The following is a 26,274-nucleotide window of genomic DNA, read 5'->3' as shown; positions in this document are numbered from 1 at the left end:
CGGTGCCAGCCGGCACCGCGCCTCCCGTCCGTCTCCGCGCCCGTCCGGCGACCGCGCCCACCGGACGCACCACCCACCGGACGCACCGCACACCGCGGCACGGCGCACACCGCGGCGCGGCGCTGACCGGGACCCGGCGCCGACCGTCGCTCAGCGCGGGATGATCGAGAACAGGAACTTCTTCCGGATCATGTACCAGACCAGCAGGATCAGCACCGTGTGGGCCGCGAACCCGATCCAGCCGTTGAACCAGTCCACGCCCGGTATCGACGCGATCGCCAGCGCGAAGAACACCTGCCACACGAACACGTAGAGGCTCGCCTGCCCGATCGGGATCCACAGCCAGCCGATCACCGCGGCGATCGGCTTCCAGAACACCGTGAGGATCGCGTACGACACGATCGCGAAGAACGCGATGTCGACGAGTCGGCCCCACTGCAGGTCGACGCGCTGGTAGGCCGTGTTGTAGAGCCGGTCGTACATCGTCGCGGGGAACGGTGCGGGGGTGAAGCCGAACTGGTTCCCGGCCCAGACGTAGACCAGGAACAGCGCGTACCCGGTGATCCCGACGCCGATGAGCACCTTGCCGAGCCGGCCGGTCAGCGCGCCGATCACCTGCCGGCGGTAGTAGCCGAGCACCAGGCCGTGCGTGAACACGACCTGCCAGGTGAGGAGCGGGAAGACGGCCTCGAACTGCGAGTTGAGGGGGCGGAACTCGGGGTTGAGCGACTGGAAGACGTAGACACCCCAGCTGACGAGGAGGAGCGCCCACCAGAAGCCGCGCCGGATCACCCACATGAACACCGGGATGAACAGGCTCAGCACCACGAACAGACCCATGATGTTGAACGGCCACGGCCCCATCTCGAGCAGCAGGAACTGCTTGATCGCGAACCAGGGCGGCGGGTACGCCAACAGCTGCATGGCGTTCGGGTACAGGTCGTACACGCGCCCCTCGGCCCCGACGCCCCCGGTGCCGGTCCCCCGGTCGGTGAAGGTCGTGATCGCGTCGGTGTTCAGGAACGGCACGAAGCTCATCGCGAAGACGACCAGGATCACACCGAGCGTGACGAGGTACTGCTTGCGGGCACGCTTCCACGCGCCGACCGCTGCGACCCACTCGCCGAACTTCTTGATCGCGAACGGGTAGGTCATGCCGAGGACCATGCCGGACAGGAACACGAACATCTCGGCGCCGGTGATCGCACCCGTGGCGTGCAGCGTGATGTACGAGTACGGTCCGCCGATCTCGATGTGCGTGATCACCACGGCGAGGATGATGAAGCCGCGGAACAGGTCGAGCCGCAGGTCGCGTCCGGGCTTGCCGTCGTCGGGGTAGCGCCAACTCGGCAGCAGTCGGCCGACGAGCCCGCTGAGCAGGAACACCGCGGCCAGACCGGCCGCCAGCCAGACGATCCACGCCATCTGGTCGCCGCCGGTCTCGTACTCCTGGCTGATCGCGGCCGCGCCGTCCTGCGGCGTGACCCGGTCGGTGACGGGGCCGCCCTCGAAGCGGTCGGTCGCCTGCAGGTCGGTGCGGAACGACCCGGCGACGCCCGGCACCGCGGTGTCACGCCAGTCGGCGACCCGGTTGCCGGCCTCGGGTTCGCGACGGTTCGTCTCGAGGAACGTGACGCCGCGCACATCCGGGCGGTCCTGCACGGCGGCGAACACCTGCCGCCACCAGGTCTGCTTGACCTCGAGCTGGCTGGCGCCCTTCAGCGAGTGGTCGTACAGCGCCCCGGTGTCGAGCAGCATCGGGCGGTCCTCGCCCGTGGCGAAGCGCTCGGTGAAGGTGCCCTCGGTCTGCGGCTGCTGGTAGCCCCAGGTCTCGTCGAAGCGGGCCTCGACCTCGCCGGCGGTCGGCGCCTCGTTCGTGGTGAGCGGGACGTCGCGTCCGGCGGCCTCGGTGGACTTGCCCTTGCCGAAGAAGAACATCGACAGCCCGACCCAGTCGACGCTCCCCGCGCCGGGCCAGTAGGGGCCGTACGGGTCGTCCGCGGCGTCGAGCTTGCCGTCGCCGTTCGTGTCGGCCTTGGCCACGTCGACGGCCGAGAGGTCCTCGAGCCGACCGGCGGACTCGCCGAACGGGTAGCCCGCCCCGTACGAGGGCGACCACACCATGGCCGCGTCGGAGTCGCCCCGGTGGACGACCCCGGCGAGCGTCCGGAAGGCGCTGACGTACGCGGTCGGCTGCTGGCCCCAGCGGACCCACGTGCCGTTCATCTGCGGGGCGAAGCGGACGAGCACCTGGGTGTCGTACTGCTCGTGCGACTGCGCGAACAGCTTCTCGGCCGCACGGGCGTCGTCGCGGGTCAGGGAGGCGAGCGACTGCGTCGGCGTCAGGGTCACGACGAGCACGGCGCCCTGGGCCGCGGCGGCACGGCTGGCGCGGTCGTACTGCTCGCGGGCGGTGCGGTCGAACGGGTAGTCGAGCTCGACGCCGTACATCGACGGGGTCGCGCCGAGGCGGCCGGCGTAGCCGTCCGGCGCGTCGGCCCCCCAGTCCAGGTCGGGTCCGTACCAGGCCCGGCCGTCGGCGGGCAGCAGGCCGGCACCCGTCCGGGAGGCGCTGGTCGCCGTCCCGGGTGCGGTCGCGCCCGACGTCGGTGCGGTCGAGGACGTCGGTGCCGGGGACGACGTCGCGTCCGGGGACGAGGTCGCCGCGGTCGCGCCGGCGGCGGTCGTGGTCGGAGGCACGCCGGCGGCGGTCGCGGCCGCGGGCACGCCGGCGGCGGTCGTGGTCGCGGGCACGCCGGCGGCGGTCGCGGCCGTCGCGGGCACGCCGACGCCGAGCAGGAGCGTGCCGCTGACGACGAGGAGCGCGACGGCCTTGGCCAGGACGCCCCTCACCGGTTGCACGCGAGCGTCCAGATGTTGTGCCCGCCCGCGTGCTCGTGGTCGAGCCGGTCGAGGGCTGCGATCGCCAGGGCGAGCCCGCGTCCGCTCTCCGCGTCGACCTCGGCCATCGTCACGGCGGACAGGTCGATGTCGACCGGCAGTCCGTTGTCGGACAGTACGGCGATCAGCTCGCGGTCGGTCGCGCGGAGCTCGACGCTGTACCGCCGACCGGCCTCGCGGTCGGCGCGGCGGGTGTGCTCGACGATGTTCGCGGCGACCTCGGCGAGCGCGGTCTCGAGTGAGAAGCGCAGTCGGGCGTCGTCGACGTCGAGCGTCTCCCACCACGCGGCGAATCGGTCCTGCACCTCGTCGAGGGACGCGGCGACGGCCGGCACCTCGAACGTCACGTGCTGCTCGGTCACAGCGGGCCTCCTGCGGTCGAGGACTCGTGTTCGGACTGGGGCGTGCCCGGACCCGGACCGCGGTAGCGCACGGCCCGGATCACGATGCTGAAGATGAACAGGTCGAAGAGGACCCATGCGGTGTTCACGAGCGGGGCGATGCCCTCCGCCTGACCGGTCAGGTACCGGATGCCGATGAGCACGAGCGCGGCGACGAGCGCCCCCATCGCGTACAGCTGCGGCTTGACGAGGTCCCACCGCGGCTTCTGCTCGGACTCGTCGCGGACCTTCGGCGTGACGCGGAACCCGAGCGGGCGACCGCGGAACACGTTGTCGAAGGCGCTCGTGACCGACTCGATCCACACCGGGAACAGCGCGAGCGAGTACTGCTGCCCGCGCCAGGTCGGTCTGCCGGCGGCCACCACCCAGAACAGCAGCTGGTTGAGCACGAGGAAGGGGATGAGCCGGACGAAGAAGTCGACGCTGTACGCCTGGACCGGGACGACCCCGAACGACAGGCAGAGCACCGGCGCCGCGATGTAGACCACTGCGGCGAACCCGGACAGGTAGCTCCACATCGTCGAGAAGTACATGAGCCGCTGCCCCCACGACAGGCCCTTCTGCACGAGGGGGTTCTCGCGGAAGAACACCTGCATGGTGCCCTGCGCCCAGCGGAGCCGCTGCACGAGCATGGTCGGCAGGTCCTCGGGCGCGAGGCCCTTGGCGAGGATCTCGTCGTGGTACGCCGAGCGCCACCCGAGGCCGTGCAGGCGCATCGCGGTCGCCATGTCCTCGGTCACCGAGATCGTCGCCAGCGGCATGATCGGCTGCGCCTCGTCGTCGCGGTTGACGTCGAGCGCGCGGGCGAGCACGGCGATGGACTCGATCGCGGCGACCGGCGACGCGTCGCGACGGCCGAGCACGTCGAGCGCCGCGTCGTCGAGCCCCGCGAACGTGTCCGCCTCGGTCGACATCGCGGCGAGCTCCTGCAGGTCGCGGCGCACGGACTCGAGGTCGGCGGCGGTGAAGCGGAAGGCGATCGCGTCGATGCCGCGCTGGAAGTCGTACGTGACGTCACCGAGCGGCACGCCCCGGTCGACCTGGTCGCGGGCGCGCTCGACGACCTGCTCGGCACCGTCGAGGGCGTCGAGCACGCGCGGGTCGGTCTCGGTCTCGCGCGCACGGGCCAGGAGCGTCCGCGAGGTGCGGATGGTGCGCTCGACCGACTCCTGGACCTCGCGGACGTACCGCGTCACGCCGAGCTGCATGAGTGCCTCGCGCCGGAGGATCGCGTTCGAGCCGCAGAAGAACGCGGCGTTCCAGCCGTCCTTCGACTGCTGGATCGGACCGTAGAACAACGGGGCCTGGCTGCCGAGCAGGTCGGCGTCGGGGACGTTCTCGAACCACTGCGGCGTCTGCACGAGCGCCATCCGCTCGTCCTTGAAGTAGCCGAGGGTGCGGTCGAGGATCTCCGGCTCGGGCACCTGGTCGGCGTCGAGGATGAGGAGGAACTCGCCCTGGGTCGCGAGCAGGGCGTTGTTGAGGTTGCCGGCCTTGGCGTGCCGGGGGCGGTCCACCCAGTCCGCACCACGGGTGATCACGCCGATGCCGAGCGACTCCGCCGCCGCGCGCATCTCGGGGCGGTTGCCGTCGTCGAGGATCCACGTCTCGTGCGGGTGCGTGATCGCCTTCGCCGCGCGGGCGGTGCGCACGACGAGCTCGACCGGCTCGTTGTAGGTCGTGATGAAGACGTCGACCGTGACGTCCCCGTCGGGCTTCGTCGGCGGTTCCCCGCGCTCCCGGAGCCGCCAGGCGCCGAAGGCGAACAGGAGCGAGTCGATCACGCTGTACGTCTCGGCGAGGATCAGCGGCACGGCGATCCACCAGGAGTGCCAGTTCACCGACGCCGCCCAGCGCCACACGATGTAGTTCAGCCCGGCGATCGACGCGAGCAGGGCGACCGTGCGGACCGCGGCGAGCCGCCGGGGCGGGGTGCCGGACGTCAGACGTCGACGGTCCTGACGACTGACGTCGATCGCGGTCATCGGCATCCTCCCCTGATGTGCCGGACGACGCTGGTGAGTGCGTCGGTACAGGCCTGTCTACCGTAGGTGCACCACACCTGTCAGCCGACGCCCCGTTCAGGGGACGGGATGCGGCGAGGCGAGGCCCAGGTCGTGCGCGAGGCGGACGACGACCTCGTCGAAGTACGCGGCGTGGTCGGACACCGAGCCGACGGCGTGCCCGAAGAGCTCGAACGACAGCATCCCGTACACGGTGGTCCAGGCCATCAGCGTGCGGAGCACGACCTCGGGTGCGGGGTCGGCGTGGAAGCCGTGGGTCGCGGCGTACCGGACCGCGTCGGCGACGGACGCGGCGGTCCCGGGGCGCGAGTCGACCGACGGGCCCGCACCGAGCCTCCAGTCCGGGGGCAGGGCCGACCCGGGGACCGCGGCCCACGCGTCGGTGACCACCCGCAGGAGCACGTGCGTCGTGCGCGACGCGGGCGCGACGGTGTCCTGCGGCGCGACGTAGCCGGGGACCGGCGAGCCGTAGAGCAGCGCGAAGTCGCCGGGGTGCGCGACCGCCCACCCGCGGATCGCGCGGCACGCGGCGACCCAGCGACCGACGTGGTCCGCGCGGTCGACGGGCGACTCGGCGGCCTCGACGGCGGCACCGAGCTCGTCGTAGTCGAGCACGAGCAGCGCCGTGAGCAGGTCGTCGCGGCTCGGGAAGTACCGGTACACGGCAGACGAGACCATGCCGACGTCGCGGGCGACGGCGCGGAGGCTCAGCTGCGCCGGCCCCTCCTCGGTCAGCCGGGCCCGTGCCGCGTCGAGGATCGCGGTGCGGACGGTCTCGCGGGCGAGCGCACGCGCGGTCGGGGCCTTGTCCACCATGCCGTCCAGCCTGCCACTCGAGAGCAGTGCACGCGAACGAGAGCACTGCTCTTGCAATCTGCGCCGCCGTCCTCCACACTCAGTTCCGAGAGCACTGCTCTCCCAGACCTGCCAGGAGGCACCATGTCCCGTCACCACGTCGTCGTCGGCGCCGGCCCCGTCGGCCGCCACGTCGCCGCCCACCTCGCCGGGCGCGGCGACGAGGTCGTCGTCGTCACCCGCTCCGGACGGGACAGCGGGGTCGCCGGCGCCCGGCACGTCGCCCTCGACGCGTCCGACGCCGCGGCCCTCACCCGGGTCACCGAGGGCGCCGCTGCCCTGTACAACTGCGCGAACCCGGGCGACTACACCCAGTGGGAGCGCGTGTGGCCGCCGCTCGCCACCGCGCTGCTCGAGACCGCCGAGCGGACCGGCGCGGTCTACGGGATCACGGGCAACCTGTACCCGTACGGCCCGGTGACCGGACCGATGCACGCCGACCTGCCCGACGCGGCGACCGACCACAAGGGCATCCTCCGGGCCCGGATGTGGGCGGACGCCCGCGCCGCGCACGAGGCCGGCCGGCTCCGCGCCGTCGAGGTCCGCGGCGCCGACTACGTCGGACCGGGCGTGGGAGCGAACGGGCACGTCACGCGGGTCCTCCCCGGGGCGCTGCGCGGGAGGGCGGCCACGGTGATCGGCCGGACCGACCAGCCGCACTCCTACACCGACGTCGGGGACGTCGCCCGCACGCTCGTCGCCGCGACCGACGACCCGACCGCGCACGGGCGGACGTGGATCGTGCCGACGAACGCGCCGCGCACGCAGGAGCAGGCGCTCACCGACGTGCTGCGGTCGGTCGGCAAGCCCGCCGTGCGGGTCCGGTCGCTGCCGATCGGGGTGTTCCGCGCACTCGGGACCGTCGTGCCGTTCATGCGCGAGGTCGCCCAGCTCGGCTACCAGTGGACCGGGCCGTACGTCGTCGACGACCGCGCGACCCGGGCGCACCTCGGGCTCGAGCCGACGCCGTGGGACGAGGTCTGCCGGCGGACCGCCGAGGGCACGACCGCGTGACGGATCCACCGACGGACGGGAGGCACGGTCCGGGTCCGGACCGTGCCTCCCGTCCTCGGGGTGGTCGCCGTCGGCCGACGCACCCACCGACCGCGGACGCTCGCTCCGGGCGGTCCCCCGTCAGGCGCCGGTGACCGGGACGTCCCAGTAGGACGGCTGCTCGTACTGCTCGGACCAGCCGCGGCGCAGGCGGGTCGCCGCACGGTCGAACGCGTCGACGAGGTCGGTGTCCGCGGTGAGGAGCGCCTGCAGCCGGAGGCCGTCGTGCAGGGCGAGGAGCTGCTGTGCACCGCGGACCGGGTCCATCGTCGCGGGCTCCCGACCCTCGCGGACGTCCGCGGCCAGGCCGTCCCGGATCGTCTGCCGGAAGCGCCGGTACGTCGAGCGGTGGTAGTCGGCACCGTCCACGGTCGGGTCGGCCGCAGACGCCAGGCTCGCGGCCAGGAGCTCGACCAGCGCCGGTTCCTCGGACTGCGCGAGGAGGAGGGCGTGCAGGAACGCGACCGTGCCCTTCTCGGCGATGAGCGGCGTCAGCGGACCCGAGACCGTCCGCGTCCACCGCTCGACCGTGGCCGCGAGCAGCGACCCCTCGGTCGGGAAGACCTGCCGCAGGTCCTCGACGGGCATGCCCGCGTGCGCCGCTGCGACGTCGAGCCCGAACCGCGAGACACCGCCGTCGCGCAGCGCGATGATGGCGCCGATGATGGCCAGGGAACGGGGCGCCTCGTCCTCCTCCGCGGTCCGGCTCGTCAGCGGCGCGAGCGGGTGCTTCCGGAACCACTCGAGCAGCCCGCGTGCCCGGGCCGACCCGAACGCCGGGTCGGCGGGTTGCCCGGGGGCGAACAGGTCACTGAAGCCCGGGACCTGCTGCATCAGCGGATCGAGTGGCTGGAACGCCATCGACCAGTCCGGGAACGACCGCTGCTGGATGGGTTCGTCGAGCAGCACCCGCACGTTGGTGTGGCGGGGGTCGAGGCGGACCTGCTCGAAGCGGGCGCCCACGACCTCGTCGTCCCCCTCGAGGATGCCGATGCAGTTGTCCCCCTTGTGCGCGAGGATGCCCGTCACGCCCATGCTCGTGTTCTTCTCACGGCCGACGGCCAGGATCTGGGCGAGCTCCGCGTCCGTGATCGGACGGGTCTGCGTGCTGGTGTAGACGATCGAACGCATGGGTGGGTGCCTCCTGACGGCCGGACACGGTGCCCTCGTCCGAGTGAACCGCTCTGTCCACCGTGCCGCAACCCCCCGACCGGCCGGTGGACGACGACGGGCGTGCCCGGACCTCGGGAGGTCCGGGCACGCCCGTCGGGACCGGGGACGCCGCAGCGCGCCCGGTCAGCGCATCAGTACCGCGGTCGGCGCGCACCGCGGTCGTCGCCGCCGCGGTCGTCACGGTCGCCACCACGGGAGTCGCGGTCGTAGCCGCCCCGGCCACCGCCGCGCGAGTCGCGGTCGTACCCGCCGCGCGAGCCGCGGTCGTCGCGACGGGCACCGCCGCCGCGGGAGTCCGGGCGGATCTCGATGAGCTTGCCGCTGATCCGGGTGTCCGACAGGCGGTCGAGCACGCCCGGGTCCATGTCCTGGGGCAGCTCGACGATCGAGAAGTCCGGGCGGATCTGGATCGACCCGAAGTCGTCGCGGCGGAGCCCGCCCTCGTTCGCGAGCGCGCCGACGATCTGGCGCGGCTCGACACGGTGCCGGCGGCCGACCTCGATGCGGTACGCGGCCATCGGCTGCGAGCGACGGGGACCGCGCTCGGCACGGTCACCGCGGTCACCACGGTCGGCGCGGTCGTCGCCACGACGGCCGTCACGGTCGACCTGGTTGCGGAGCGCGTCCGAGTTCGGGTCGAGCAGCAGCGGGTCGTCACCCTGGGCGACGACGGCGAGGGCCGCGGAGACGTCCTCGGCGGGGACGTCGTGGTTGCGGACGTAGTGCGCGATGACCTCGCGGAACTTCTCGATGCGGTCCTGCTGCTCGAGCGCCGCGGTGATCGCGTCGTCGAAGCGGGTCAGGCGCGTCTCGTTGACGTCGTCGATCGTCGGCAGCTGCATCTGCGTGAGCGGCTGCTTGGTGTGGCGCTCGATCGCCGAGAGCAGGCGACGCTCGCGCGGCGTGACGAAGCTGATCGAGTCGCCCTTGCGGCCGGCACGACCGGTGCGGCCGATGCGGTGCACGTAGGACTCGATGTCGACGGGGATGTCGAAGTTCACCACGTGGGTGATGCGGTCGACGTCGAGACCACGGGCCGCGACGTCGGTCGCCACGAGGATGTCGAGCTTGCCCGACTTGAGCTGGTTCACGGTGCGCTCGCGCTGCGCCTGGGCGACGTCACCGCTGATGGCCGCCGCCGCGTAGCCGCGGGCCCGGAGCTTCTCGGCCAGGGTCTCGGTCTCGCTCTTGGTGCGGACGAAGACGATCATGCCCTCGAAGTCCTCGACCTCGAGGATGCGGGTCAGGGCGTCGACCTTCTGCGGGTAGGACACGATGAGGTACCGCTGCGTGATGTTCGCGGCCGTCTTCGTCTTGGTCTTGACCGTGATCTCGGACGGGTCGTTGAGGTACTGCTGCGAGATGCGGCGGATCTGCGCGGGCATCGTCGCCGAGAACAGCGCGACCTGCTTGTCGTCCGGGGTCTCGGCGAGGATCGTCTCGACGTCCTCGGCGAAGCCCATCTTGAGCATCTCGTCGGCCTCGTCGAGCACGAGGTACTTCAGCTCGGACAGGTCGAGCGTGCCCTTCGCGATGTGGTCCATGATGCGGCCCGGGGTGCCGACCACGACGTCGACGCCGCGACGCAGGGCCGACAGCTGCACGCCGTACGCCTGACCGCCGTAGACCGGCAGCACGTGGACGTGCTTCATGTGCGACGCGAACTGCTCGAAGGCCTCGCACACCTGCAGCGCGAGCTCGCGGGTCGGTGACAGCACGAGCGCCTGCGGCACCTTGCTGCCCGACTCCATGCGGGACAGGATCGGCAGCGCGAACGCCGCGGTCTTGCCGGTTCCGGTCTGCGCGAGGCCGACGACGTCGCGGCCCGCGAGCAGCGTCGGGATCGTCGCTTCCTGGATGGCGGAGGGGGTCTCGTAGCCGATGTCCTTGACGGCCTTGAGCACCGGGTCGCTCAGGCCGAGGTCGGCGAAGGTCACCACGGGCCCCTCGTCGGCGGTCTCGGTGGTGGTGGCGGTGTCCGTGCTCATGCGGAAACGGTACCGCGGACGTGGCCCCCACGGCGACCCGGCCCGCCTGCGGGCGGCCCGGACCGGGGCCGGACGGGAGGCTCGTGGCGGCGCCGCACCGCGCCTCCCGTCCGTCAGTGGGTCGCGACCGGAGGGTGCGTGGCGGGCCCGCACCGCGCCTCCCGTCCGTCAGTGGGTCGGGTGGGCAGGGTGCGTGGCGGGCCCGCACCGCGCCTCCCGACCGTCGCCCGACCGCGTCGCGGACGCGGGCCGCACGCTCAGGCCGGGCGGTCGCCGTCCGGCGCGCCGATGCCGAGCACCGTGTCCGCGCGGTCGTTCAGCCGTGCCAGCAGTCCCGCGAGCGTCTGGAGCTCCTCGGTCGCGAACGCCTGCGTGAGCTCGTCGGCGACCTCGGCCCCCGCGCCCGCCAGCGTGTCCAGGAGCTCCCGGCCGACCGGCGCGACCGACACGAGCGCGGCGCGACCGTCGGCGGGGTCGGGGGCGGTGTCGAGGTGCCCGGACTCCACGAGCGAGGCGACCCGGCGGCTGACGACCGGGCGGGACAGCCCCGTGGCGTCGGCGATGGCCATCGAGCGCACCGCGCCGGACCGGTCGACGGCGCGGAGGATCACGCGGGCCGTCGGGTCGAGGCCGCCCTGGGACTCGATCAGCGACGCCCGCAGGGTCTGTCGGACCCAGAGTCGGTCGAGCTGGGCACGGAGCAGTCGTTCGGCGTCGGCTCGGGCGTCGGTCACGGGCTCAGGCTACCGGTGACCCATTTAGTTGCTTCGTGGAAGCAATGGAGGTATCGTTGCGCGGTCTGCAAAGTTACACAGCCCGAAAAAGGAGTTCGATGACCGCCACCGCACCCGTCCCGGTGCAGCACGGCCGCCACGCCGCCGTGCCCGACGCCGCCCCCGGCGCGACCGGCGCACCCGCGTCCGGCGCCCCCGGGCAGCCGCTCATGACGCACCGCCAGATCCTCCTCGTGATCTACGGCCTGATGGCGGGCATGTTCCTGTCGTCCCTCGGCCAGACGGTGTTCGGCACGGCCATCCGCACCATCGGCGACGACCTGCACGGGCTCGACCAGCAGGCCTGGGTCACGACCGCCTACCTGATCACGTCGACGATCGCGACGCCGATCTACGGCAAGCTCTCCGACATCTTCGGCCGCCGGCCCCTCTACATCTTCGGCATCGTCGTGTTCATCCTCGGCGCCGTGCTGTCCTCGATGTCCACCTCGATGCTCATGCTCGCGGCCTTCCGCGCCGTGCAGGGCATCGGCGCCGGCGCGCTCATGTCGCTGCCGCTGGCGATCATGGGCGACATCCTCGCCCCGCGGGAGCGCGCGAAGTACCAGGGCTACTTCCTGGCCGTCTTCGGCATCTCCTCGGTGATCGGCCCGCTCATCGGCGGGCTGCTCGCCGGCTCCTCCGAGATCCTCTGGATCACCGGCTGGCGCTGGGTCCTCCTCATCAACGTGCCGATCGGCATCGCCGCGCTCGTCATGGTGATCGTCTTCCTGCACCTGCCGAAGGTGCACGGCAAGGGCGACAAGCCGAAGGTCGACTGGTGGGGCGCCACCGCGGTCATCGTCACGCTCGTGCCGCTGCTGCTCGTGGCGGAGCAGGGCCGCACCTGGGGCTGGGGCTCCCCCGCCGCGATCGCCAGCTACGTGATCGGCGTCCTCGGCCTCGTCGCGCTCCTGCTCGTCGAGTCGAAGATGGGCGACGCGGCGATCATCCCGCTCAAGCTGTTCCGCTCGGGCACGTTCTCGATGGCGACCGTCATCGGGTTCCTCGTCGGCTTCGCGATGTTCGGCGCGATGCTGACCATCCCGCTGTACCTGCAGATCGTCGTCGGGCTCACCCCGACCGAGTCCGGCTTCGCCACGCTGCCGCTCGTGGGTGGACTGATGATCGCGTCGATCACGAGCGGTCAGATCGTCGCCCGGGTCGGCCGCTACCGGATCTTCCCGGTCATCGGCACGTTCCTGGTCTCCGCCGGCTACGTCGTCCTGACCTTCATGACGATCGACAAGCCGCTCTGGTTCCTCATGATCGGCATGTTCCTCATCGGGCTCGGGCTCGGCTCGGTCATGCAGTCGCTGACCCTCGCCTCGCAGGGGTCCGTCGAGGCCCGGGACATGGGCGTCGCCACGTCGTCGGCCACGTTCTTCCGCCAGATCGGCGGCACGCTCGGCACCGCCGTGCTCCTGTCGATCCTGTTCTCGGTCATGCCGAGCAACATCCTGTCGGCGACCGCGAACCAGGCCGACCTCAAGCCGGCGCTGTCCGCCGCGCTCGACCCGGCCGTCGCGGGCAAGGCCGCGAACCAGGGCGCGATCGACAAGATCTGGGCCCCGATCACCACGCCGCTGCAGCAGACCGTGCAGTCGAAGCTCGACGACGCATCGGTCGAGGCGAAGGCCGCCGCCGACGCCCAGGTCACGGCGAAGGTGACCGCCGCCGTGCAGGCACAGGTGGCCGCGGGCGCCCTGCCCCAGGCCGCCGCGCAGACCGTCACCGACCAGCAGGTCGCCGACGCCACCCCGGCCGCCGAGGCCGCAGCACTGCAGGCCGTCGCGGAGCAGGCCCACGCCAGCGTCCAGGACGGCACCGTCTCGGTCGACTGGTCGGACGCCGCGCAACGCTCCTACTGGGTCGACCAGCTGACGCCGGAGCTCGCGAAGAAGATCGAGGACGGCAGCGGCTCGAGCAGCAACGCCACGAGCACGAACGACACCTCGTTCCTCACCGGCGCCGACAGCCGCCTCACCCGGCCGTTCATGGCGGGCTTCAACGCCTCGTCCGTGACGATCTACTGGGTCGGCCTCGGCGTGATCCTGTTGGCGTTCGTCCTCACCTGGTTCTTCCGCGTGCCGCCGCTGCGGCAGCGCTCGGCGCTCCAGGAGCAGCACGACGACGCGAACGGCGGCTCCGAGCAGCCCGACCGCTCCGACCGCTCCGACCGCTCCGGTCGGTCGGCGGAGGACGACCTCGAGGTCCAGGCCGGGCTCGCCGCGGCCGAGGCCGGCAGCTTCACCGGCCCGATGACCGGCTCCACGCCGACCCAGCGCCGATGACCCCCGGGCCGGTCCCGCCACCGCGGCGGGGCCGGCCCGTCGGTCTCGCCACCGTGGCGGGACCGTCCCCTCGGCCGACCGGCCCGACCAGCGACCTCCCCCGAACCAGCACAGGAGTGCACGTGACCACGACAGCAGCACCGGAGCCGGCCACCGCGCCGTGCACGCTGCGCGAACGGAAGAAGCAGCAGACCCGGCAGGCGCTCCACGACGCCGCGCTCACGCTCGTGTCCGAGCACGGTCTCGACGGCGTCACCGTCGAGCAGATCTGCGGCGACGCCGACGTCTCGCCCCGCACGTTCTTCAACTACTTCACGTCGAAGGCGCACGCCGCCCTCGGGCTCGACACCGTCGAGGTCCCGGAGTGGGCCGCGACCCGGTTCACCGAGGCGGACGGCCGGATGGTCGACGACCTGTGCACGCTCGTCGCCTCGACGGTGCCGCTGTCGCAGGACCGCCGCCGGATGAAGGAGCTGCTCGTGCTCCGGCCCGAGATGGCTCCGATGGTCATGCAGTGGATGGCGGAGTCGCGGCAGTCGCTGCTCGCGACCGTGTCCACCCGCACCGACGAGCAGACCGCCCGCACCGCCGTCGGGCTCGTGCTGTCCGCACTGTCCGAGGTGGCGCACCGCGACACCGTCGGGGACAGCGAGGAGCTCGCCGCCCGACTGCGGGCCGTCGTGGCCGAGATGGGTGCGCTGGCCGCGGGCTGACCCCGTCGGACGGGAGGCGCGGGTCGCCTCCGACGTAGTGGTCGCCGACACCGTTGGTCGCCGACACCGGTGGTGACCGCCGCTGGCGGTCTGCGTCGGCGACGCCGAGCGTCGCGCGCGGCTCCGTCAGAGTGACCGGGCGAGCGTGACGAGGGCCTCGGCCGCTCCCCGCGCTCGTCGGATGTCCGCGTCACTGACCGACCGAGCGTTGTACTCGGCCTTCGTCTTCACCGCGAGGAGCACCTCGAGGTCCCGGGCGACCTGGATCCCTGCGGCGGCCCGCAGCACCGGCACGGCTTCGTCGTGCGCGCCGGACCGGGAGTACCGACCCGTCCGCGCCACGCAGATGGCGTCCGCCGCAGCGATGCCGCTCAGCACGCACTGCGCGACGTAGGCGTCCGAGAACGTCGACGACGAGGTGAGCACTCCGCCCACGCCACCGATCTCCCGGAGGACCTCCGCCGCCTCGAAGAAGGCCGCAGCCTTCCTCGTTCGTCCGCGGCGGAACGCGTCGTCACCGACCGCTGTGGTCCCGGTCCTCGGAGTCATCCGGCCAGCGTACGGAGCCTCCGACGCAGCCAACGACCATCACCCGCGATGAGAACGCCGTCCTGCTCGACCGACCGGAGCAACGGGTCGAGTGGGTCGATGTCGTCCTCGTCGAACAGCACGGGGTGGACAGCGTTGCCCGTCCACCGCGATGCCGCTGCGCACAGGTCGTGCACCCCAGCCTCGGCTGCCGGACGGTCAGGCCCGGTCGTGACGAAGCAGATGTCGATGTCACTGTCGCTGTCAGCCCGCATGGTTCCCCGCGCGGCCGAACCGAACACGGCGGCGAAGCGGAGCGGGATGGTCGCGCACCCGGCTCGGAGACGGCGGAGGAACTCCTCCCGCTGCCCGGCGAGCACCTCGACCGCACCCGCCGCGAGGTGCTCCCGGTTGAGCGCGAACGTCTTGGTCCGGCCGACCCGGGACTCGGTGACGACCCCCTGCGCCACGAGGCGCGCCGCACTGTTCCGGACACCTGCGTAGGACCGCCCCGGGACGCGTTGCAGGATCTCGGCGAGGGTCATCGATCCCGACGTCGACGCCAAGGACGTGAGGACGTCGCCGTCGACCGTCGGTGTGACGGTGGCGAACGGGTGCTGGAGCTGCACGGTACCTCCTGGTAGAAAACTACCACCATCGGTAGTTTTCTACTTCTCACCGAGGGGACCAGCGGGCCGCGGTGGGGGTACGGTCCGGGCATGGACACGAGCGGACCGGCGCCGTACTTCCTGCTCCCGGGCACGGCGCGCGCAGCACTGGAACGGTGGCAGCGCCTCTTCGGGGGCGAGCTCCGGATCGCGACATACGGCGACTTCTCCCGCGAGGACGGCCCTGCGGACGCGGTCGCGCACGGCGAACTCGTCGGCGACGTGCACGTGTTCGCCGCGGACGCGGGCGGCGACGACCGGCCCTTCACCGCGACCGGGCTGCTCTTCTCGCTCCTCGGCGCCGCGGACCCCGAGGTCCTGCGTCGGTGGTTCGCCGCCCTGGCCGACGGTGGCGCGGTGGTCGACGACCTGCAGGAGCGGCCGTGGGGCGACTGGGACGGCACCGTCCGCGACGCGTTCGGCGTCACGTGGTTGATCGGGTTCGAGGCATCCGCGCTGCGGTGAACGCCCGGGTGGACGCCGGTCGGGGCGCGTGTCGGCGTCGCGGATCGCGGCGTCCGGGGCCGGGCGGGAGCTAGGCCGCGTCGAACGGCAGCAGCGGGGCCCAGAACGCGTCCGGGCCGTCGGCGACCACGGCCTCGCGCTCGAACCGGAAGCCGTACTCCCGCACGAAGTCGAGGGCGGCGGCCTGCTCGTCCTCGGCGTCGTCGTGGTCGGCCTGGAACAGGTAGACGCCGTGCCCCATCGCGACGCCGGAGTCGCTGATGACGGACAGGTCCCACCGGCCCTCCTCCGCGCGCTCGATCCGGACGACGGCGGCCTGTGCGGCGGTGAAGTCAGCCATGCCGCGAGCATACGGACCAGCCGCTGCGTCCGTTCAGGGCCGGGCCGCCCCGTAGCCTGACCGGATGGACGCTCCGCAGCCGTCCGGCACGACGAAGCGCCGGGTCACGCTCACCATCGCCCGACCCCGCTGGACGTGGGGCGCCCGCCCGACGGTCGTGGTCGACGGCGTCGGGCACCCCGCGCAGTGGGGCACCGGGACGTGGGCGGTCGCCGACGACGGGTCGACCGACCTCGGCGTGTACCTGTACAACCGGGCCTGGCGGTGGGGAGCGGCACACGCGACGGTGTCGTCCGGTGCGCCCGCCACGCTGACGTACCGCGCGCCCGTCCTGCCCCTCGGTGCCGGTTCGGTCACGGTGCCCGCCGCGGGAGGGCCGTCAGCAGCCCACCGGTAGGGTGAGCGGCATGTCTGTCGGGTTGCTCGCCGTCGTGGACGACATCCTGTCCGCCGCCCTCAAGGCCAGCGCGAAGACCGCCGGCGTGGTCATCGACGACGCGGCCGTCACGCCGCAGTACGTCCAGGGGCTGCAGCCGGCGCGCGAGCTGCCCGTGGTCGGCCGGATCGCCCTCGGGAGCCTGTTCAACAAGTTCGTCATCATCATCCCGCTGGCGCTCCTGCTCTCGGCGTTCGCGCCGTGGGTGCTGCCGTGGCTGCTCGTGCTCGGCGGCACGTACCTGTGCTTCGAGGGCGCCGAGAAGGTCACCGAGTGGTTCGGCGTGCACCACGACGCCGGGCACGCCGAGGAGCAGCCGACCTCGGAGCCGAAGCTCGTGTTCGGGGCGATCCGCACCGACCTGATCCTCAGCACCGAGATCATGCTCATCGCGCTCGCCAGCCTCGACACCGACATGGCGTTCTGGCCGAAGGTCGGGGCGCTCGCGCTCATCGGAGCCGGCATGACCGCGCTCGTCTACGGTGCGGTGGCGCTGCTCGTGAAGGTCGACGACGTCGGGCTGTCGATGATGAAGCACCCGGTCCGCCGCACCCGGCGGGCCGGCGCCCGCATCGTCCGCGCCATGCCGGGCGTCTTCCGGTTCATCAGCATCGTCGGCACCGTCGCGATGCTCTGGGTCGGCGGGCACCTGGTGATCGCGAACCTCGCCGAGACGCTCTGGTCCGGTCCGTACGACCTGCTCCACGTGGTCGAGCACGCCGTCGAGGCGGCCGGTCCGGTCGTGACGTGGATCGTCGACACCGCGGTGTCCGCCGTGTTCGGGCTCGTGCTCGGCATGGTCGTCGTCGGGATCGTGCTCGGCATCGGCCGTCTCCGCGGACGCGGGCAGCACTGAGCCGAGCGGTCGGGACCGCCCGGATGGTCGGGGCCGGTCCGAGCGGTCAGGACGACGCCGAGGGGTCGGCACCGGCTCGAGCGGTCAGGCGTCGGCCTGGTCCGACCGCCACTGGCACCACGCGCCGAACTGCGCCTGCGCACTGCCGAGCGTCGTGTGGGACCCGCGGACGCCACCGTCGGCGGAGACCAGCTCGTACTGCCGCCCGTAGGTGATCGTGGCGACCACCGTGCCGTCGACGGAGGCGGTCCACCTCGTCGCGGACTCCTGTTGCCAGGCGGTTGGTGCGTACGACATGGGTGGCTTCCGCTCGGTGCCGCAGGCGCCCGGGTGGCGGAACGACCACTCGGACGCTACGCCGTCCGCCTGGACGGTCCGGCAGCCAGGTCGACGCACCGACGGCCGCGAGCACGCGGTCCCCGACCGGCCGCCCGGGCCTCAGAGCTCGACGTCGCTCCCCATCGTCACCGTGCGCTGCGCCGGCAGGCCGAAGCGGGCGGCCGGGTCGGCGGCGTTGTGCGCGAGCCCGACGAACAGCTTCTTCCGCCAGCGCGCCATCCCCCGGTTGCCGGGCTGCGGCCGGAGCGCACCGCGCGAGATGAAGTACGACGCGTGCTGCATCGCGTCCGGCTCGATGTCGAGCACCTCGGCCAGGCACGCGGCGTGCAGGGCGCGGGGCAGGTCCTGGTCGTCCGAGAAGCCGAACTTCACGGTGATGTGGTCGATGCCGTCGTCCTCGTAGCCGAGGTCGTCGCGCGTGAAGGCCTTGGCGTGCGGGACGTGCGGCACGTTGGCGGTCAGCACGGACACGATGAGCACGGTGCGGTGCATGACGTGGTTGTGCTCGACGTTGGCCCGGAGCGCGAGCGGGGTCGTCTCCTTGTTCGGGTGCGGGAAGATCGCGATCCCCTCGACCCGCGGGATGTGCTTCGTGTTCACCCGCTCGATGAACTCGGCGAGGGACCCCTCACGCTCCTTGCGCTCGTCCTGCACGAGCTGCCGACCGCGGCGCCACGTCGTCATCAGCGTGATGACGGCCAGCGCGATGAGGAGCGGCACCCATCCGCCGTGCACGATCTTCGACAGGTTGCCGGCGAGGAAGGTCAGCTCGAGTCCACCGAACACGACGGCGGCCGTCACGAGCTTCCAGGTCTTCCACTGCCAGAGCGGCTTCACCACGAGCAGCAGCAGGAGCGTGTCGACGACGAGCGCGCCGGTGACGGACACCCCGTACGCGGTGGCCAGGCTCGCCGAGGACCGGAACGCGAGCATGATCGCCATGACGCCGATGAACAGCAGCAGGTTGACCGCCGGCAGGTAGATCTGACCGCCCTCCTGCCGCGAGGTCTGCCGGATCGTCAGCGGCGGCAGCAGCCCGAGCTGCACGGCCTGGCGGGTGAGCGAGAACGCCCCGGAGATGACGGCCTGGCTGGCGATCACGGTGGCGGCGGTCGCGAGCACCACGACCGGGAGCCGCAGTCCGTCCGGGAACAGCAGGAAGAACGGGTCCTTCGCGGTGGACGGGTCCTCGAGCACGAGCGACGCCTGGCCGAGGTAGTTCAGCACGAGCGCCGGGAACACGACGAAGAACCAGGCCCGCAGGATCGGGGTGCGGCCGAAGTGCCCCATGTCGGCGTACAGCGCCTCGGCACCCGTGATGACGAGCACCACGGCCCCCATCGCGACGAACGTGATGTACGGGTGCGCGATGAGGAACGCGATCGCCCAGGTCGGCGAGAGCCCCTGCAGGACGCCCGGGTGGGCGATGATGTGCGGCACCCCGGCGATCGCGATCACGGCGAACCACAGGAGCATCACGGGGCCGAACAGGTTGCCGACCTTGCCCGTGCCGAACCGCTGCACCACGAACAACAGGACGAGGATCACCGCGGCGATCGGGACGATGAGGTGCTCCACCGACGGGGCCGCGGTGGACAGGCCCTCGACCGCGGACAGCACCGAGACGGCCGGCGTGATGACGGAGTCGCCGTAGAACAGCGAGACGCCGATGATCCCGATGACCAGGAAGATCGTCGCGCCCCCTCGGCGCTTCGCGTAGAGGCGGCGGGCCAGGGCGGCGAGCGCCATCACGCCACCCTCGCCGTTGTTGTCGGCGCGCATGAGGACGAGCACGTACTTGATCGACACGACGACCGTGACGCTCCAGAACATGATCGAGATGACGCCGTAGACGTCCTCCTGCGTGGCCTTGACGATGCCGCCGTCGATGGTGAACACGGTGCGCAGCGCGTACAGCGGGCTCGTGCCGATGTCGCCGAAGACGACACCGAGGGCGGCGAGCGCGAGCGCCGCGACGCTCTTCGAGGGTCCGTGCGTGCCGTCGTCCACGGTGGCCGTGGCGTGCGACTGTGAGCGTGTCTCGGTCACGCGGATCTCTTCCGTCGGGGTCGTCCGGGCGACGGCCGCGGATCATCATCGCACCGGAGGGGGTGTTCCGCTCGCAGCGTCCACCGAGGTGCGTCCGCCGGTGCGGAGACCGGACCGGCGGTGCCGTACCCCGGTCCCTCGACGCGTACAGGAACCGGGTCCTACCGTCGGCGACGTCGACAGCGCGGGCACCCCGCGCGGAAGGAGCACCTGATGAACCTGGACGGCTTCGAGCCCGTGCAACTGATCGTCTTCGTCGTGGCCGTCGTGCTGGTGTTCGGCGGGCTGATCTCGAGCCGCCGGCGCCGCTGAGCGGCGGGCACGCGGCGGCCACGCGGCGGGCGGCGGGACGCACGTGCGGCGTCGCGCCCCGCGCGTCGCGTGACCACGGACCGGACGGGAGGCGCGGTACCGACGGGTGCCGCGCCTCCCGTCCGTCACGTGGCCGGGTCGGGCCGGGGCGGCCCCGCCAGGTGGCGTCCGGCTGACGACCGACCGGCGGACGGCGGAACCCGGTCGCCCGGTCGGGTCCGACGAGGTCCGGTCAGGCCGCCAGGCCGGTGAGCACGTCGTGCGCGACGCGCGCCGAGCGCGCCGCCGCGTCGTCCAGGTGCTCCTTGAACTCGTCGCCGTCGGGGGCGCAGAGGTCGCTGATCCCGCGGATCGAGACGAACGGCATGTCGTGTACGTGCGCGAACTGCGCGATCGCGGCGGACTCCATGTCGACGGCGGCGACGTCGGGGAAGGCGTCCCGGAGCAGGCGGGCGCGGCCCTCGGTCACGAAGACCTCGCTCGACCCGATGGTCGCCGGTCGGATCCGGTAGTCGGCGTCCGAGCCGGTCGCGAGCGCGACCATGCGTGCGTCGGGCGCGTACCGCGGCGGCATGCCGGGCACCTGGCCGAGCGCGTAGCCGAACGCCGTGGCGTCCGCGTTCACGTTGACGTAGTGGTCGCCGACCACGACGTCCCCGATCGCGATGCCACGCATGAGGCCGCCCGCGGTGCCCACGCTGAGCACGGGGACGGCGCCGAAGTCGTGGTAGCAGTGCGCGACGGCGGCGGTCGCGTTCGTGAAGCCGATGCCGCTGCGGCGCAGGGCGACCACGCGGCCGCCCACGTCGAGCAGGTGGTGCCGGTCGTGGCCGCCGACGGGCCCGTCGTCGATCACGACACCGCCGAGCAGGGTGGCGACGGCCGCGAGCTCCTCGCTCATGGCGGCGATCACGACGGCGACGGGTCCCTGCTCCTGGTGCACCGGACGATCCTCGCACGCGCCGCGGACACCGCCGGACCGATCGTCCGTGCTGCCGGACCGGTCGCCGCGGGACGCCGTCCCGGTCCCGCACTGCGGCGCGCGGGGCCGCCGGGTGACAGCATGGCCGCATGCGGAATCGTGTCGGCCGTGACGAGCGTGCGGGACTCCGGGCATTCCGGAACCAGTTCGCCGTGGTCGCCGGGATCATGCCCGTCATCGCGTTCGTCCTCGTGGTCGACCGCGACGAGGTCGGCGTGCTGGCGACCGTCGGGACCGCGCTCCCCCTCGTCGCCCTCGCCGTGACGGCCGCCGCGCCGCCGAGGGTCGACCCGCGGTGGTTCGCCGCCGTGCTCGCCGCCGACGTCGCCGGGATCGCGCTCATCCGCGGTGACGTCCCGACGATCGGCGTGAGTGCGCTGTTCGTCCTGCCGGCGATCTGGTCGGGCTACGCCTTCGGGTTCCGCGGTGCCTCGCTCACGGCGGTCGTCGCGATCGGCCTGCTCTGGGTCGGTGCCCCCGGTGAGTGGGCCGTGGTCGACGCCGAGGACACCGCCCGGCTGGTCTCCCTGCCGCTCGTGATCGCGGCGGTCAGCGGGACGTCGTCCGTCCTCGCCCGACGGGGCAAGGCGCGGCAGCAGCTCCTGCTCGGGCAGGCCGCGCTGCTGCACACCCGGCTCGCCGAGGTGACCGCCCGCGAGGAGGCCGTCCGTGCCGTGCTCGACTCGGTCGACTTCGACGTGCTCGCGTTCGACCCCGAGGGGCGCACCACCGTCGACAACGCCGGTCGCGGCGGAGCGGCCCTGCTCGACCTCGCCGCGCGCGGCGGGAGCACCGACCTCGACGCCCTCGTGCAGCGCACGGTCGACGGCACCGAGCTCGACGGCGAGCTCGTGTCGGTCCGCCGCGAGGACGGCTCCGTACGGACCTACACCGTGAGCACGCGCCTGCTCCCCGACGCGGCCGGGGCCGAGGGCGGCGCGGGCGGGGTGCTCGTCGCGCGGGACGTCACCGCCGAACGTGCGGCGTTGCAGGCCCGCGAGGACCTGGTCGCGTCGGTCTCCCACGAACTCCGGACCCCGACGACCGCGGTCCTCGGCTCGGTCGAGCTCGCCCGCGAGGTCGAGGGCCTGCCACCCGCCGCCGAACGCATGCTCGACGTGGCGTCGCGGAACGCCGAACGCCTGGTCGAGCTCGTCGGGGGCATCCTGCAGGCCGCGCGCGAGGACCGGGTGGACCTGGTGCCCGCGCCGTTCGACCTGCTCGACGTCGTCGGCGCAGCCGTCGAGGCCGCCGAGCCCGCGGCGCGCGTGGCCGGGGTCGAACTCCGGACCACGCCGACCGAGGCGCCCGTCCGGGTCGTCGCCGACGCGTTCCGGATCCGGCAGGTCGTCGACAACCTCGTGAGCAACGCGGTGAAGTACAACCGGGACGGCGGGTGGGTCGAGATCGGCGCGCACGCCGTCGGCGACAGGGTGTGGCTGATCGTGCGGGACGACGGGATCGGCATCGCGGACGGCGACCAGGACCACCTGTTCGAACGGTTCTTCCGCGCCGAGAGCGTCCGCCGCACCGGGGTCCACGGCACCGGGCTCGGGCTCGCCATCAGCCGGCAGATCGCCCGACGGCACGGCGGCGACCTCGTGGTGACGAGCGCACTCGGCGAGGGCACCACCGCGATCATGACGATCCCGGCGGCACCGCCGGCGACCACGACGACGGGAGCCCGCGCGTGAACCCCCTGCTGCTCTGGGCGACGATCGGGAGCGGGCTGCTGCTGCTCGTGACGGTCCTCGCCGGCCGACGCTGGCGCCGACGCCGGACCGACGTGCCGCGGTCGGCCCTCGACGCCGCGGTCGCCTCGGTCGGTGCGTTCCTCGTGCTCGTCGCCGCGTCGTTGTTCGCGAGCGACCAGACCCGCGTGCTGATCGTCTGGCTCGTCGTGCTGCTCGCGGTCGCCCTGTTCTGCATCGTGTTCCGCAGCCGTCCCGAGGTGCTCGCCGAGGACGACGCGTCGGTACCGCAGCGCGCCGAGGTGCTCCCCGCCGTCGTCCGGACCCTGGAGCGGGCGGACTACCACCAGGTGTCGCTCGTGCGGGTCGCCGTCACCCTCGAGGACGCCGCCCTGCTCACGACCGCGTTCGGGGTGGGCGTGACCGGGGGCGCCCGGGCGATGCTCGCGCGCGCGGTGGTCGCGGTCGTGCCGCCGGACGCGACCGTGTGGACCGAGGACGCCGACCGGGTGGTGGCCCTCGTGCGCCAGGAGGAGTGCGACCTCGGCGCGTGGCGGAGCCAGGTCGAGGCCGCCGTGGCGTCGTCGGCACCCGGGCAGGTGCCGACCGTGCCGTCGTCGTCATGGCGGACCACCTCGACCGACGACCACGGCTACGCGCTGGCCGACCTCGAGGCCGAGGAGCAGGGCTGAGCGCTGCCGGGCCGCGCGCCGCCCGGCCACGCGTCGCCGGGCCGCGCACCGCCGGGCCGCGGATCGCTGGGCCGCGCACCGGGCCACAGGCCGGGCCGCGCGCCGGGCCGCGCGGGACGGTCCAGAGCGGATCTTGAGCATCCGCTGCGCCGGACCCGCGCCGCACCAGAGGCCGTCGTCGGAGACTCGTTGCAACCGCATCGAGACCCGAACGATCAGGAGCCCCACGTTGTCCACGACGCAGACCGCCGGCACCGCAGCCTCCACCCCCGTCCGCACCTCGCCCTCCGCCGAGGAGCGACTCCGGTACACCCGCCGCCACGACCCCGAGCTGGCCGCGTCGGTCATGGACGACCTCGACGCCCTCCCCGAGTACCGCCCGTCGATCGGCTGCGTCATCCCCGCGTACAACGAGGAGGAGACCATCGGCGCGGTCCTCCGCTCCCTGCTCGAGCAGACCCGCCTGCCCGACGTCGTGCACGTCGTCATCAACAACACGACCGACCGCTCCTTCGACGTCGCCGCCGAGTTCGCCGGCCCGCACCGCGTCGAGCGCGACGGGGTCGAGCAGCGCACCGAGGTCTACGTGCACGACATCGGCGAGAACGCGGACAAGAAGGTCGGCGCGCTCAACTACGGCTTCAGCCTCATCGAGGGCTGCGACTACATGCTCGGCGTCGACGGCGACACCACGGCCGACCCCGAAGCCGTCGAGTGGCTCGCGCAGGAGATCGTCTCGGACGCGCGCATCGGGGGCATCTCCGCGATCTACTCGATCGACGACCGTCCCTTCCGCGGCGTCGTCCCCCGCTTCCTCATCGCCGGACAGCGCGCCCAGTTCGCCGCGTTCAACATGCAGAACATGCTCAAGGGCCGGAACATGGCGGTGCTCGGCGGGCAGTTCTCGATCTTCTCGATGCGCGCCCTGCACGAGGTCATGGAGGCGAACCACCAGGGCTCCCCGTGGGTGAAGGACAGCGAGGTCGAGGACTCGCTCCTGTCGCTCCAGGTGAAGAGCGCCGGCTACCTCACGAAGATCAGCGCCCGTGCCCGCGCCGACGTCGGCGGCATGCACACCCTCCGCGGCCTCGACGCCCAGCAGGTCAAGTGGAACTTCGGTGCCATCGAGCTCATGTGGCCCGGGCAGCGCGGCGACACGAAGGGGCAGCCGTTCCACCCGAACCTGCGGCTGCGGTGGCTCGAGCACGCGTCGATGGCGATGAACTTCCTCACCCGGGTGCTGTTCGTCCTGCTGCTCGTGGCGTCCCTGTCGATCCACGCCTTCGTCTTCAGCCCCCTCTGGCTCGTCCCGCCGGTCGTCGCGGTCGCGCTGAACCTGCGCGTCGTCGCGTCCATGAAGCACCGCACCTGGCGGGACGTCCTGTTCGCCCTGCTGCTCGTGCCCGCCGAGGTCTACATGTGGATCCGGCTCGGCCACTTCCTGCGCGCGTGGACCCGCTTCGGCAGCAAGAAGCAGACCGACAACTGGGCCGAGCAGGCCAAGGCCGAGCGCGGTTCGGGCAACGCCCACCTCGCCCCGGTCGTGATCGTCCTGCTCGTGATGGCCACGGCCGTGTTCGGCTGGCTGCAGCTCGACGTCGTGACGCAGGCGCGCATCCTGGGCTCCGGCTGGCCCGTCCTCGCCGTCATCACGGCCCTGCAGACCCTCGGGATGGTCGGCAAGCTGCTCCGCCGCCAGTTCGGGTACAAGGTCTGACGGGTTGCCGCCCTGCGCCCTACTCCGCGACGTACCCCGGGTCCCCGGGGCCCGTCAGGCGGTACCCGACGCCCCGGACCGTCACGACGAAGCGTGGCGCGTTCGGGTCGTCGGCGAGCTTGCGGCGCAGGTTGGCCATGTGCACCTCGACCGCACGGCGGTCGGCGTCGCCGATGTAGTGCGTGGTGACGTACGCGTCGTTCCGGATCGCGAGCGCCAGGTCCGCCTTCGACCGCACGCGACGACGGGAGTCGACGAGCGTGGCGATCAGGTCGAACTCGGTCTTGGTCAGCTCGACGGGCGTGCCGTCCACCTGGACGAGCCGCGCCTCGGGGTCGATCGCGAGGCCGTTGTGCCGGACCCACGTGCCCTCGTCCTGCGCCGGGGTGACCGCCGCCGGGACGGTCGGCACGACGGCCCCCGCGGCCTCGGCACCCCGGTCCGGTACCCGCTCGGCAGGAGCGGCCTCGACGGCGGGCGCGGCGGCGGGGACCCACTCGGGTGCGACCGGGGCGGACCCGACCGGCGACACCGGGGTCGCCGCACCGACGCCCGCGGCGAGCGCCCCGGCCGTCGGTGTCGCGGCACCGACCGCGCGGACCGCAGGCGCGGAGCCGTCGGTCTCGACGACCGTGCGCGGTCGGCGGAGCATCGCCCCGAGCCGCGCGCGGAGCTCGCGCGGCCGGAACGGCTTGACGATGTAGTCGTCGGCGCCGGCCTCCAGGCCCTGCAGCACGTCGATCTCGTCGCCCATCGCCGAGATCATCACGATGTAGGTGCTGCTCGACGCCCGGATGCGTCGGGCCACCTCGAAGCCGTCGATCCCCGGCAGCGACACGTCCAGGGTCGTCACGACCGGCTCGTGCGCGAGGACCGCGCGGACGCCGTCCTCGCCGTTCCCGGTGCTGACGGTGGAGTAGCCGGCCTGCGTGAGCACCTGCTCGAGCAGGTAGCGGATGTCGAGGTCGTCCTCGATCACCACCGCGACCCGTCGGTCCTGGTCGGTGTCGGTCATGCTGGTCCC

Annotated in this window: 23 protein-coding genes; 9 read left to right on the top strand and 14 right to left on the bottom strand. The window is 72.6% G+C overall.

Going from position 1 to position 26,274, the window contains the following annotated elements; genetic code table 11:
- Positions 1–150 precede the first annotated feature (150 nt).
- From opgC to QOL16_RS03885, 4 genes are all read right to left on the bottom strand, one after another.
- Positions 151–2,853, bottom strand: a complete 2,703-nt coding sequence (gene opgC, locus QOL16_RS03900; RefSeq protein ID WP_083394892.1) for an OpgC domain-containing protein — start codon at positions 2,851–2,853, stop codon at positions 151–153.
- Positions 2,850–3,263, bottom strand: a complete 414-nt coding sequence (locus tag QOL16_RS03895) for an ATP-binding protein (protein WP_071249466.1) — start codon at positions 3,261–3,263, stop codon at positions 2,850–2,852. The genes opgC and QOL16_RS03895 overlap by 4 nt, the downstream gene beginning before the upstream one ends.
- A complete protein-coding gene (locus QOL16_RS03890; protein WP_083394891.1) occupies positions 3,260–5,287 on the bottom strand; it encodes a glycosyltransferase in 2,028 nt (675 codons plus the stop codon). Before QOL16_RS03890 ends, QOL16_RS03895 begins: the two co-directional genes overlap by 4 nt.
- 96 nt (positions 5,288–5,383) lie before the next feature.
- A complete protein-coding gene (locus tag QOL16_RS03885) occupies positions 5,384–6,142 on the bottom strand; it encodes a TetR/AcrR family transcriptional regulator (protein ID WP_071249464.1) in 759 nt (252 codons plus the stop codon).
- A 123-nt stretch (positions 6,143–6,265) separates the two neighbouring features.
- On the opposite strand from QOL16_RS03885, the gene QOL16_RS03880 reads away from it, so the two are divergent.
- Positions 6,266–7,195: an NAD-dependent epimerase/dehydratase family protein gene (locus QOL16_RS03880; RefSeq protein WP_071282493.1), complete on the top strand. Its 930-nt coding sequence runs from the start codon at positions 6,266–6,268 to the stop codon at positions 7,193–7,195.
- A 120-nt stretch (positions 7,196–7,315) separates the two neighbouring features.
- On the opposite strand, the gene QOL16_RS03875 is transcribed toward QOL16_RS03880, so the two are convergent.
- The 3 genes from QOL16_RS03875 to QOL16_RS03865 all read right to left on the bottom strand — a co-directional run bounded on the left by QOL16_RS03875 (position 7,316) and on the right by QOL16_RS03865 (position 11,129).
- On the bottom strand, positions 7,316–8,365 hold the full coding sequence (locus QOL16_RS03875) for a BLUF domain-containing protein (protein WP_065961938.1): 1,050 nt from the start codon (positions 8,363–8,365) through the stop codon (positions 7,316–7,318).
- A 173-nt stretch (positions 8,366–8,538) separates the two neighbouring features.
- Positions 8,539–10,395 (bottom strand): DEAD/DEAH box helicase, encoded by a 1,857-nt coding sequence (locus tag QOL16_RS03870; RefSeq protein ID WP_065961937.1) that lies wholly within the window; start codon positions 10,393–10,395, stop codon positions 8,539–8,541.
- A gap of 257 nt (positions 10,396–10,652) precedes the next feature.
- Entirely contained in the window at positions 10,653–11,129 is a 477-nt protein-coding gene (locus QOL16_RS03865) for a MarR family winged helix-turn-helix transcriptional regulator (protein WP_071282491.1), read from the bottom strand.
- A 98-nt stretch (positions 11,130–11,227) separates the two neighbouring features.
- On the opposite strand from QOL16_RS03865, the gene QOL16_RS03860 reads away from it, so the two are divergent.
- Positions 11,228–13,462, top strand: coding sequence for an MDR family MFS transporter (locus QOL16_RS03860; RefSeq protein ID WP_139197603.1), 2,235 nt, complete (start codon positions 11,228–11,230; stop codon positions 13,460–13,462).
- 122 nt (positions 13,463–13,584) lie between these two features.
- On the top strand, positions 13,585–14,175 hold the full coding sequence (locus QOL16_RS03855) for a TetR/AcrR family transcriptional regulator (RefSeq protein WP_071282489.1): 591 nt from the start codon (positions 13,585–13,587) through the stop codon (positions 14,173–14,175).
- A gap of 126 nt (positions 14,176–14,301) precedes the next feature.
- On the opposite strand, the gene QOL16_RS03850 is transcribed toward QOL16_RS03855, so the two are convergent.
- Together QOL16_RS03850 and QOL16_RS03845 are read right to left on the bottom strand one after the other, a co-directional pair.
- A complete protein-coding gene (locus QOL16_RS03850; protein ID WP_071282487.1) occupies positions 14,302–14,724 on the bottom strand; it encodes a hypothetical protein in 423 nt (140 codons plus the stop codon).
- A complete protein-coding gene (locus QOL16_RS03845) occupies positions 14,721–15,332 on the bottom strand; it encodes a nucleotidyltransferase domain-containing protein (protein ID WP_071282485.1) in 612 nt (203 codons plus the stop codon). Before QOL16_RS03845 ends, QOL16_RS03850 begins: the two co-directional genes overlap by 4 nt.
- A 90-nt stretch (positions 15,333–15,422) precedes the next feature.
- Here QOL16_RS03845 and QOL16_RS03840 point away from each other — a divergent pair, with 90 nt between their 5' ends.
- Positions 15,423–15,836 (top strand): VOC family protein, encoded by a 414-nt coding sequence (locus tag QOL16_RS03840; RefSeq protein WP_071282483.1) that lies wholly within the window; start codon positions 15,423–15,425, stop codon positions 15,834–15,836.
- 70 nt (positions 15,837–15,906) lie between these two features.
- Here QOL16_RS03840 and QOL16_RS03835 read toward each other — a convergent pair whose 3' ends face one another.
- Positions 15,907–16,176: a hypothetical protein gene (locus QOL16_RS03835; RefSeq protein WP_071282481.1), complete on the bottom strand. Its 270-nt coding sequence runs from the start codon at positions 16,174–16,176 to the stop codon at positions 15,907–15,909.
- Between the two features lie 64 nt (positions 16,177–16,240).
- On the opposite strand from QOL16_RS03835, the gene QOL16_RS03830 reads away from it, so the two are divergent.
- Positions 16,241–16,573: a hypothetical protein gene (locus QOL16_RS03830; RefSeq protein ID WP_065961926.1), complete on the top strand. Its 333-nt coding sequence runs from the start codon at positions 16,241–16,243 to the stop codon at positions 16,571–16,573.
- 10 nt (positions 16,574–16,583) lie between these two features.
- The gene (locus QOL16_RS03825) at positions 16,584–17,468 is read left to right on the top strand and encodes a DUF808 domain-containing protein (protein ID WP_065961958.1); all 885 of its coding nucleotides are present in this window, start codon (positions 16,584–16,586) and stop codon (positions 17,466–17,468) included.
- An 84-nt stretch (positions 17,469–17,552) separates the two neighbouring features.
- On the opposite strand, the gene QOL16_RS03820 is transcribed toward QOL16_RS03825, so the two are convergent.
- The 3 genes from QOL16_RS03820 to mtnN form a co-directional block, all read right to left on the bottom strand.
- Entirely contained in the window at positions 17,553–17,765 is a 213-nt protein-coding gene (locus tag QOL16_RS03820; protein ID WP_065961925.1) for a hypothetical protein, read from the bottom strand.
- Between the two features lie 141 nt (positions 17,766–17,906).
- The gene (locus QOL16_RS03815) at positions 17,907–19,856 is read right to left on the bottom strand and encodes a potassium transporter Kup (RefSeq protein ID WP_065961924.1); all 1,950 of its coding nucleotides are present in this window, start codon (positions 19,854–19,856) and stop codon (positions 17,907–17,909) included.
- Positions 19,857–20,400: 544 nt separating this feature from the next.
- Positions 20,401–21,111, bottom strand: a complete 711-nt coding sequence (gene mtnN / locus QOL16_RS03810) for a 5'-methylthioadenosine/S-adenosylhomocysteine nucleosidase (protein ID WP_083230182.1) — start codon at positions 21,109–21,111, stop codon at positions 20,401–20,403.
- A gap of 128 nt (positions 21,112–21,239) precedes the next feature.
- Between mtnN and QOL16_RS03805 the strand changes: the two genes are divergently transcribed.
- The 3 genes from QOL16_RS03805 (at position 21,240) to QOL16_RS03795 (ending at position 25,250) form a co-directional block, all read left to right on the top strand.
- A complete protein-coding gene (locus QOL16_RS03805; RefSeq protein ID WP_139266292.1) occupies positions 21,240–22,844 on the top strand; it encodes a cell wall metabolism sensor histidine kinase WalK in 1,605 nt (534 codons plus the stop codon).
- Entirely contained in the window at positions 22,841–23,533 is a 693-nt protein-coding gene (locus QOL16_RS03800) for a hypothetical protein (RefSeq protein WP_065961920.1), read from the top strand. Before QOL16_RS03805 ends, QOL16_RS03800 begins: the two co-directional genes overlap by 4 nt.
- A 229-nt stretch (positions 23,534–23,762) precedes the next feature.
- Complete coding sequence (locus tag QOL16_RS03795) at positions 23,763–25,250, top strand: glycosyltransferase (RefSeq protein ID WP_370692558.1); 1,488 nt, start codon at positions 23,763–23,765, stop codon at positions 25,248–25,250.
- Between the two features lie 19 nt (positions 25,251–25,269).
- On the opposite strand, the gene QOL16_RS03790 is transcribed toward QOL16_RS03795, so the two are convergent.
- Positions 25,270–26,265, bottom strand: coding sequence for a response regulator transcription factor (locus QOL16_RS03790; RefSeq protein ID WP_071282477.1), 996 nt, complete (start codon positions 26,263–26,265; stop codon positions 25,270–25,272).
- Positions 26,266–26,274 lie beyond the last annotated feature (9 nt).

Origin of the sequence: Curtobacterium sp. MCBA15_004 (assembly GCF_001865055.2) — a bacterium.
Lineage (GTDB): Bacteria > Actinomycetota > Actinomycetes > Actinomycetales > Microbacteriaceae > Curtobacterium.
This window is presented reverse-complemented; position numbering and strand designations above follow the sequence as displayed.

Excerpts from the sequence above, each read along its gene's own strand:
- QOL16_RS03890 (WP_083394891.1), bottom strand. The coding sequence starts at position 5,287 with ATGACCGCGATCGACGTCAGTCGTCAGGACCGTCGACGTCTGACGTCC.
- QOL16_RS03885 (WP_071249464.1), bottom strand. The coding sequence starts at position 6,142 with ATGGTGGACAAGGCCCCGACCGCGCGTGCGCTCGCCCGCGAGACCGTC.
- QOL16_RS03880 (WP_071282493.1), top strand. The coding sequence starts at position 6,266 with ATGTCCCGTCACCACGTCGTCGTCGGCGCCGGCCCCGTCGGCCGCCAC.
- QOL16_RS03875 (WP_065961938.1), bottom strand. The coding sequence starts at position 8,365 with ATGCGTTCGATCGTCTACACCAGCACGCAGACCCGTCCGATCACGGAC.
- QOL16_RS03870 (WP_065961937.1), bottom strand. The coding sequence starts at position 10,395 with ATGAGCACGGACACCGCCACCACCACCGAGACCGCCGACGAGGGGCCC.
- QOL16_RS03860 (WP_139197603.1), top strand. The coding sequence starts at position 11,228 with ATGACCGCCACCGCACCCGTCCCGGTGCAGCACGGCCGCCACGCCGCC.
- QOL16_RS03850 (WP_071282487.1), bottom strand. The coding sequence starts at position 14,724 with ATGACTCCGAGGACCGGGACCACAGCGGTCGGTGACGACGCGTTCCGC.
- QOL16_RS03840 (WP_071282483.1), top strand. The coding sequence starts at position 15,423 with ATGGACACGAGCGGACCGGCGCCGTACTTCCTGCTCCCGGGCACGGCG.
- QOL16_RS03835 (WP_071282481.1), bottom strand. The coding sequence starts at position 16,176 with ATGGCTGACTTCACCGCCGCACAGGCCGCCGTCGTCCGGATCGAGCGC.
- QOL16_RS03830 (WP_065961926.1), top strand. The coding sequence starts at position 16,241 with ATGGACGCTCCGCAGCCGTCCGGCACGACGAAGCGCCGGGTCACGCTC.
- QOL16_RS03825 (WP_065961958.1), top strand. The coding sequence starts at position 16,584 with ATGTCTGTCGGGTTGCTCGCCGTCGTGGACGACATCCTGTCCGCCGCC.
- QOL16_RS03820 (WP_065961925.1), bottom strand. The coding sequence starts at position 17,765 with ATGTCGTACGCACCAACCGCCTGGCAACAGGAGTCCGCGACGAGGTGG.
- QOL16_RS03805 (WP_139266292.1), top strand. The coding sequence starts at position 21,240 with ATGCGGAATCGTGTCGGCCGTGACGAGCGTGCGGGACTCCGGGCATTC.
- QOL16_RS03790 (WP_071282477.1), bottom strand. The coding sequence starts at position 26,265 with ATGACCGACACCGACCAGGACCGACGGGTCGCGGTGGTGATCGAGGAC.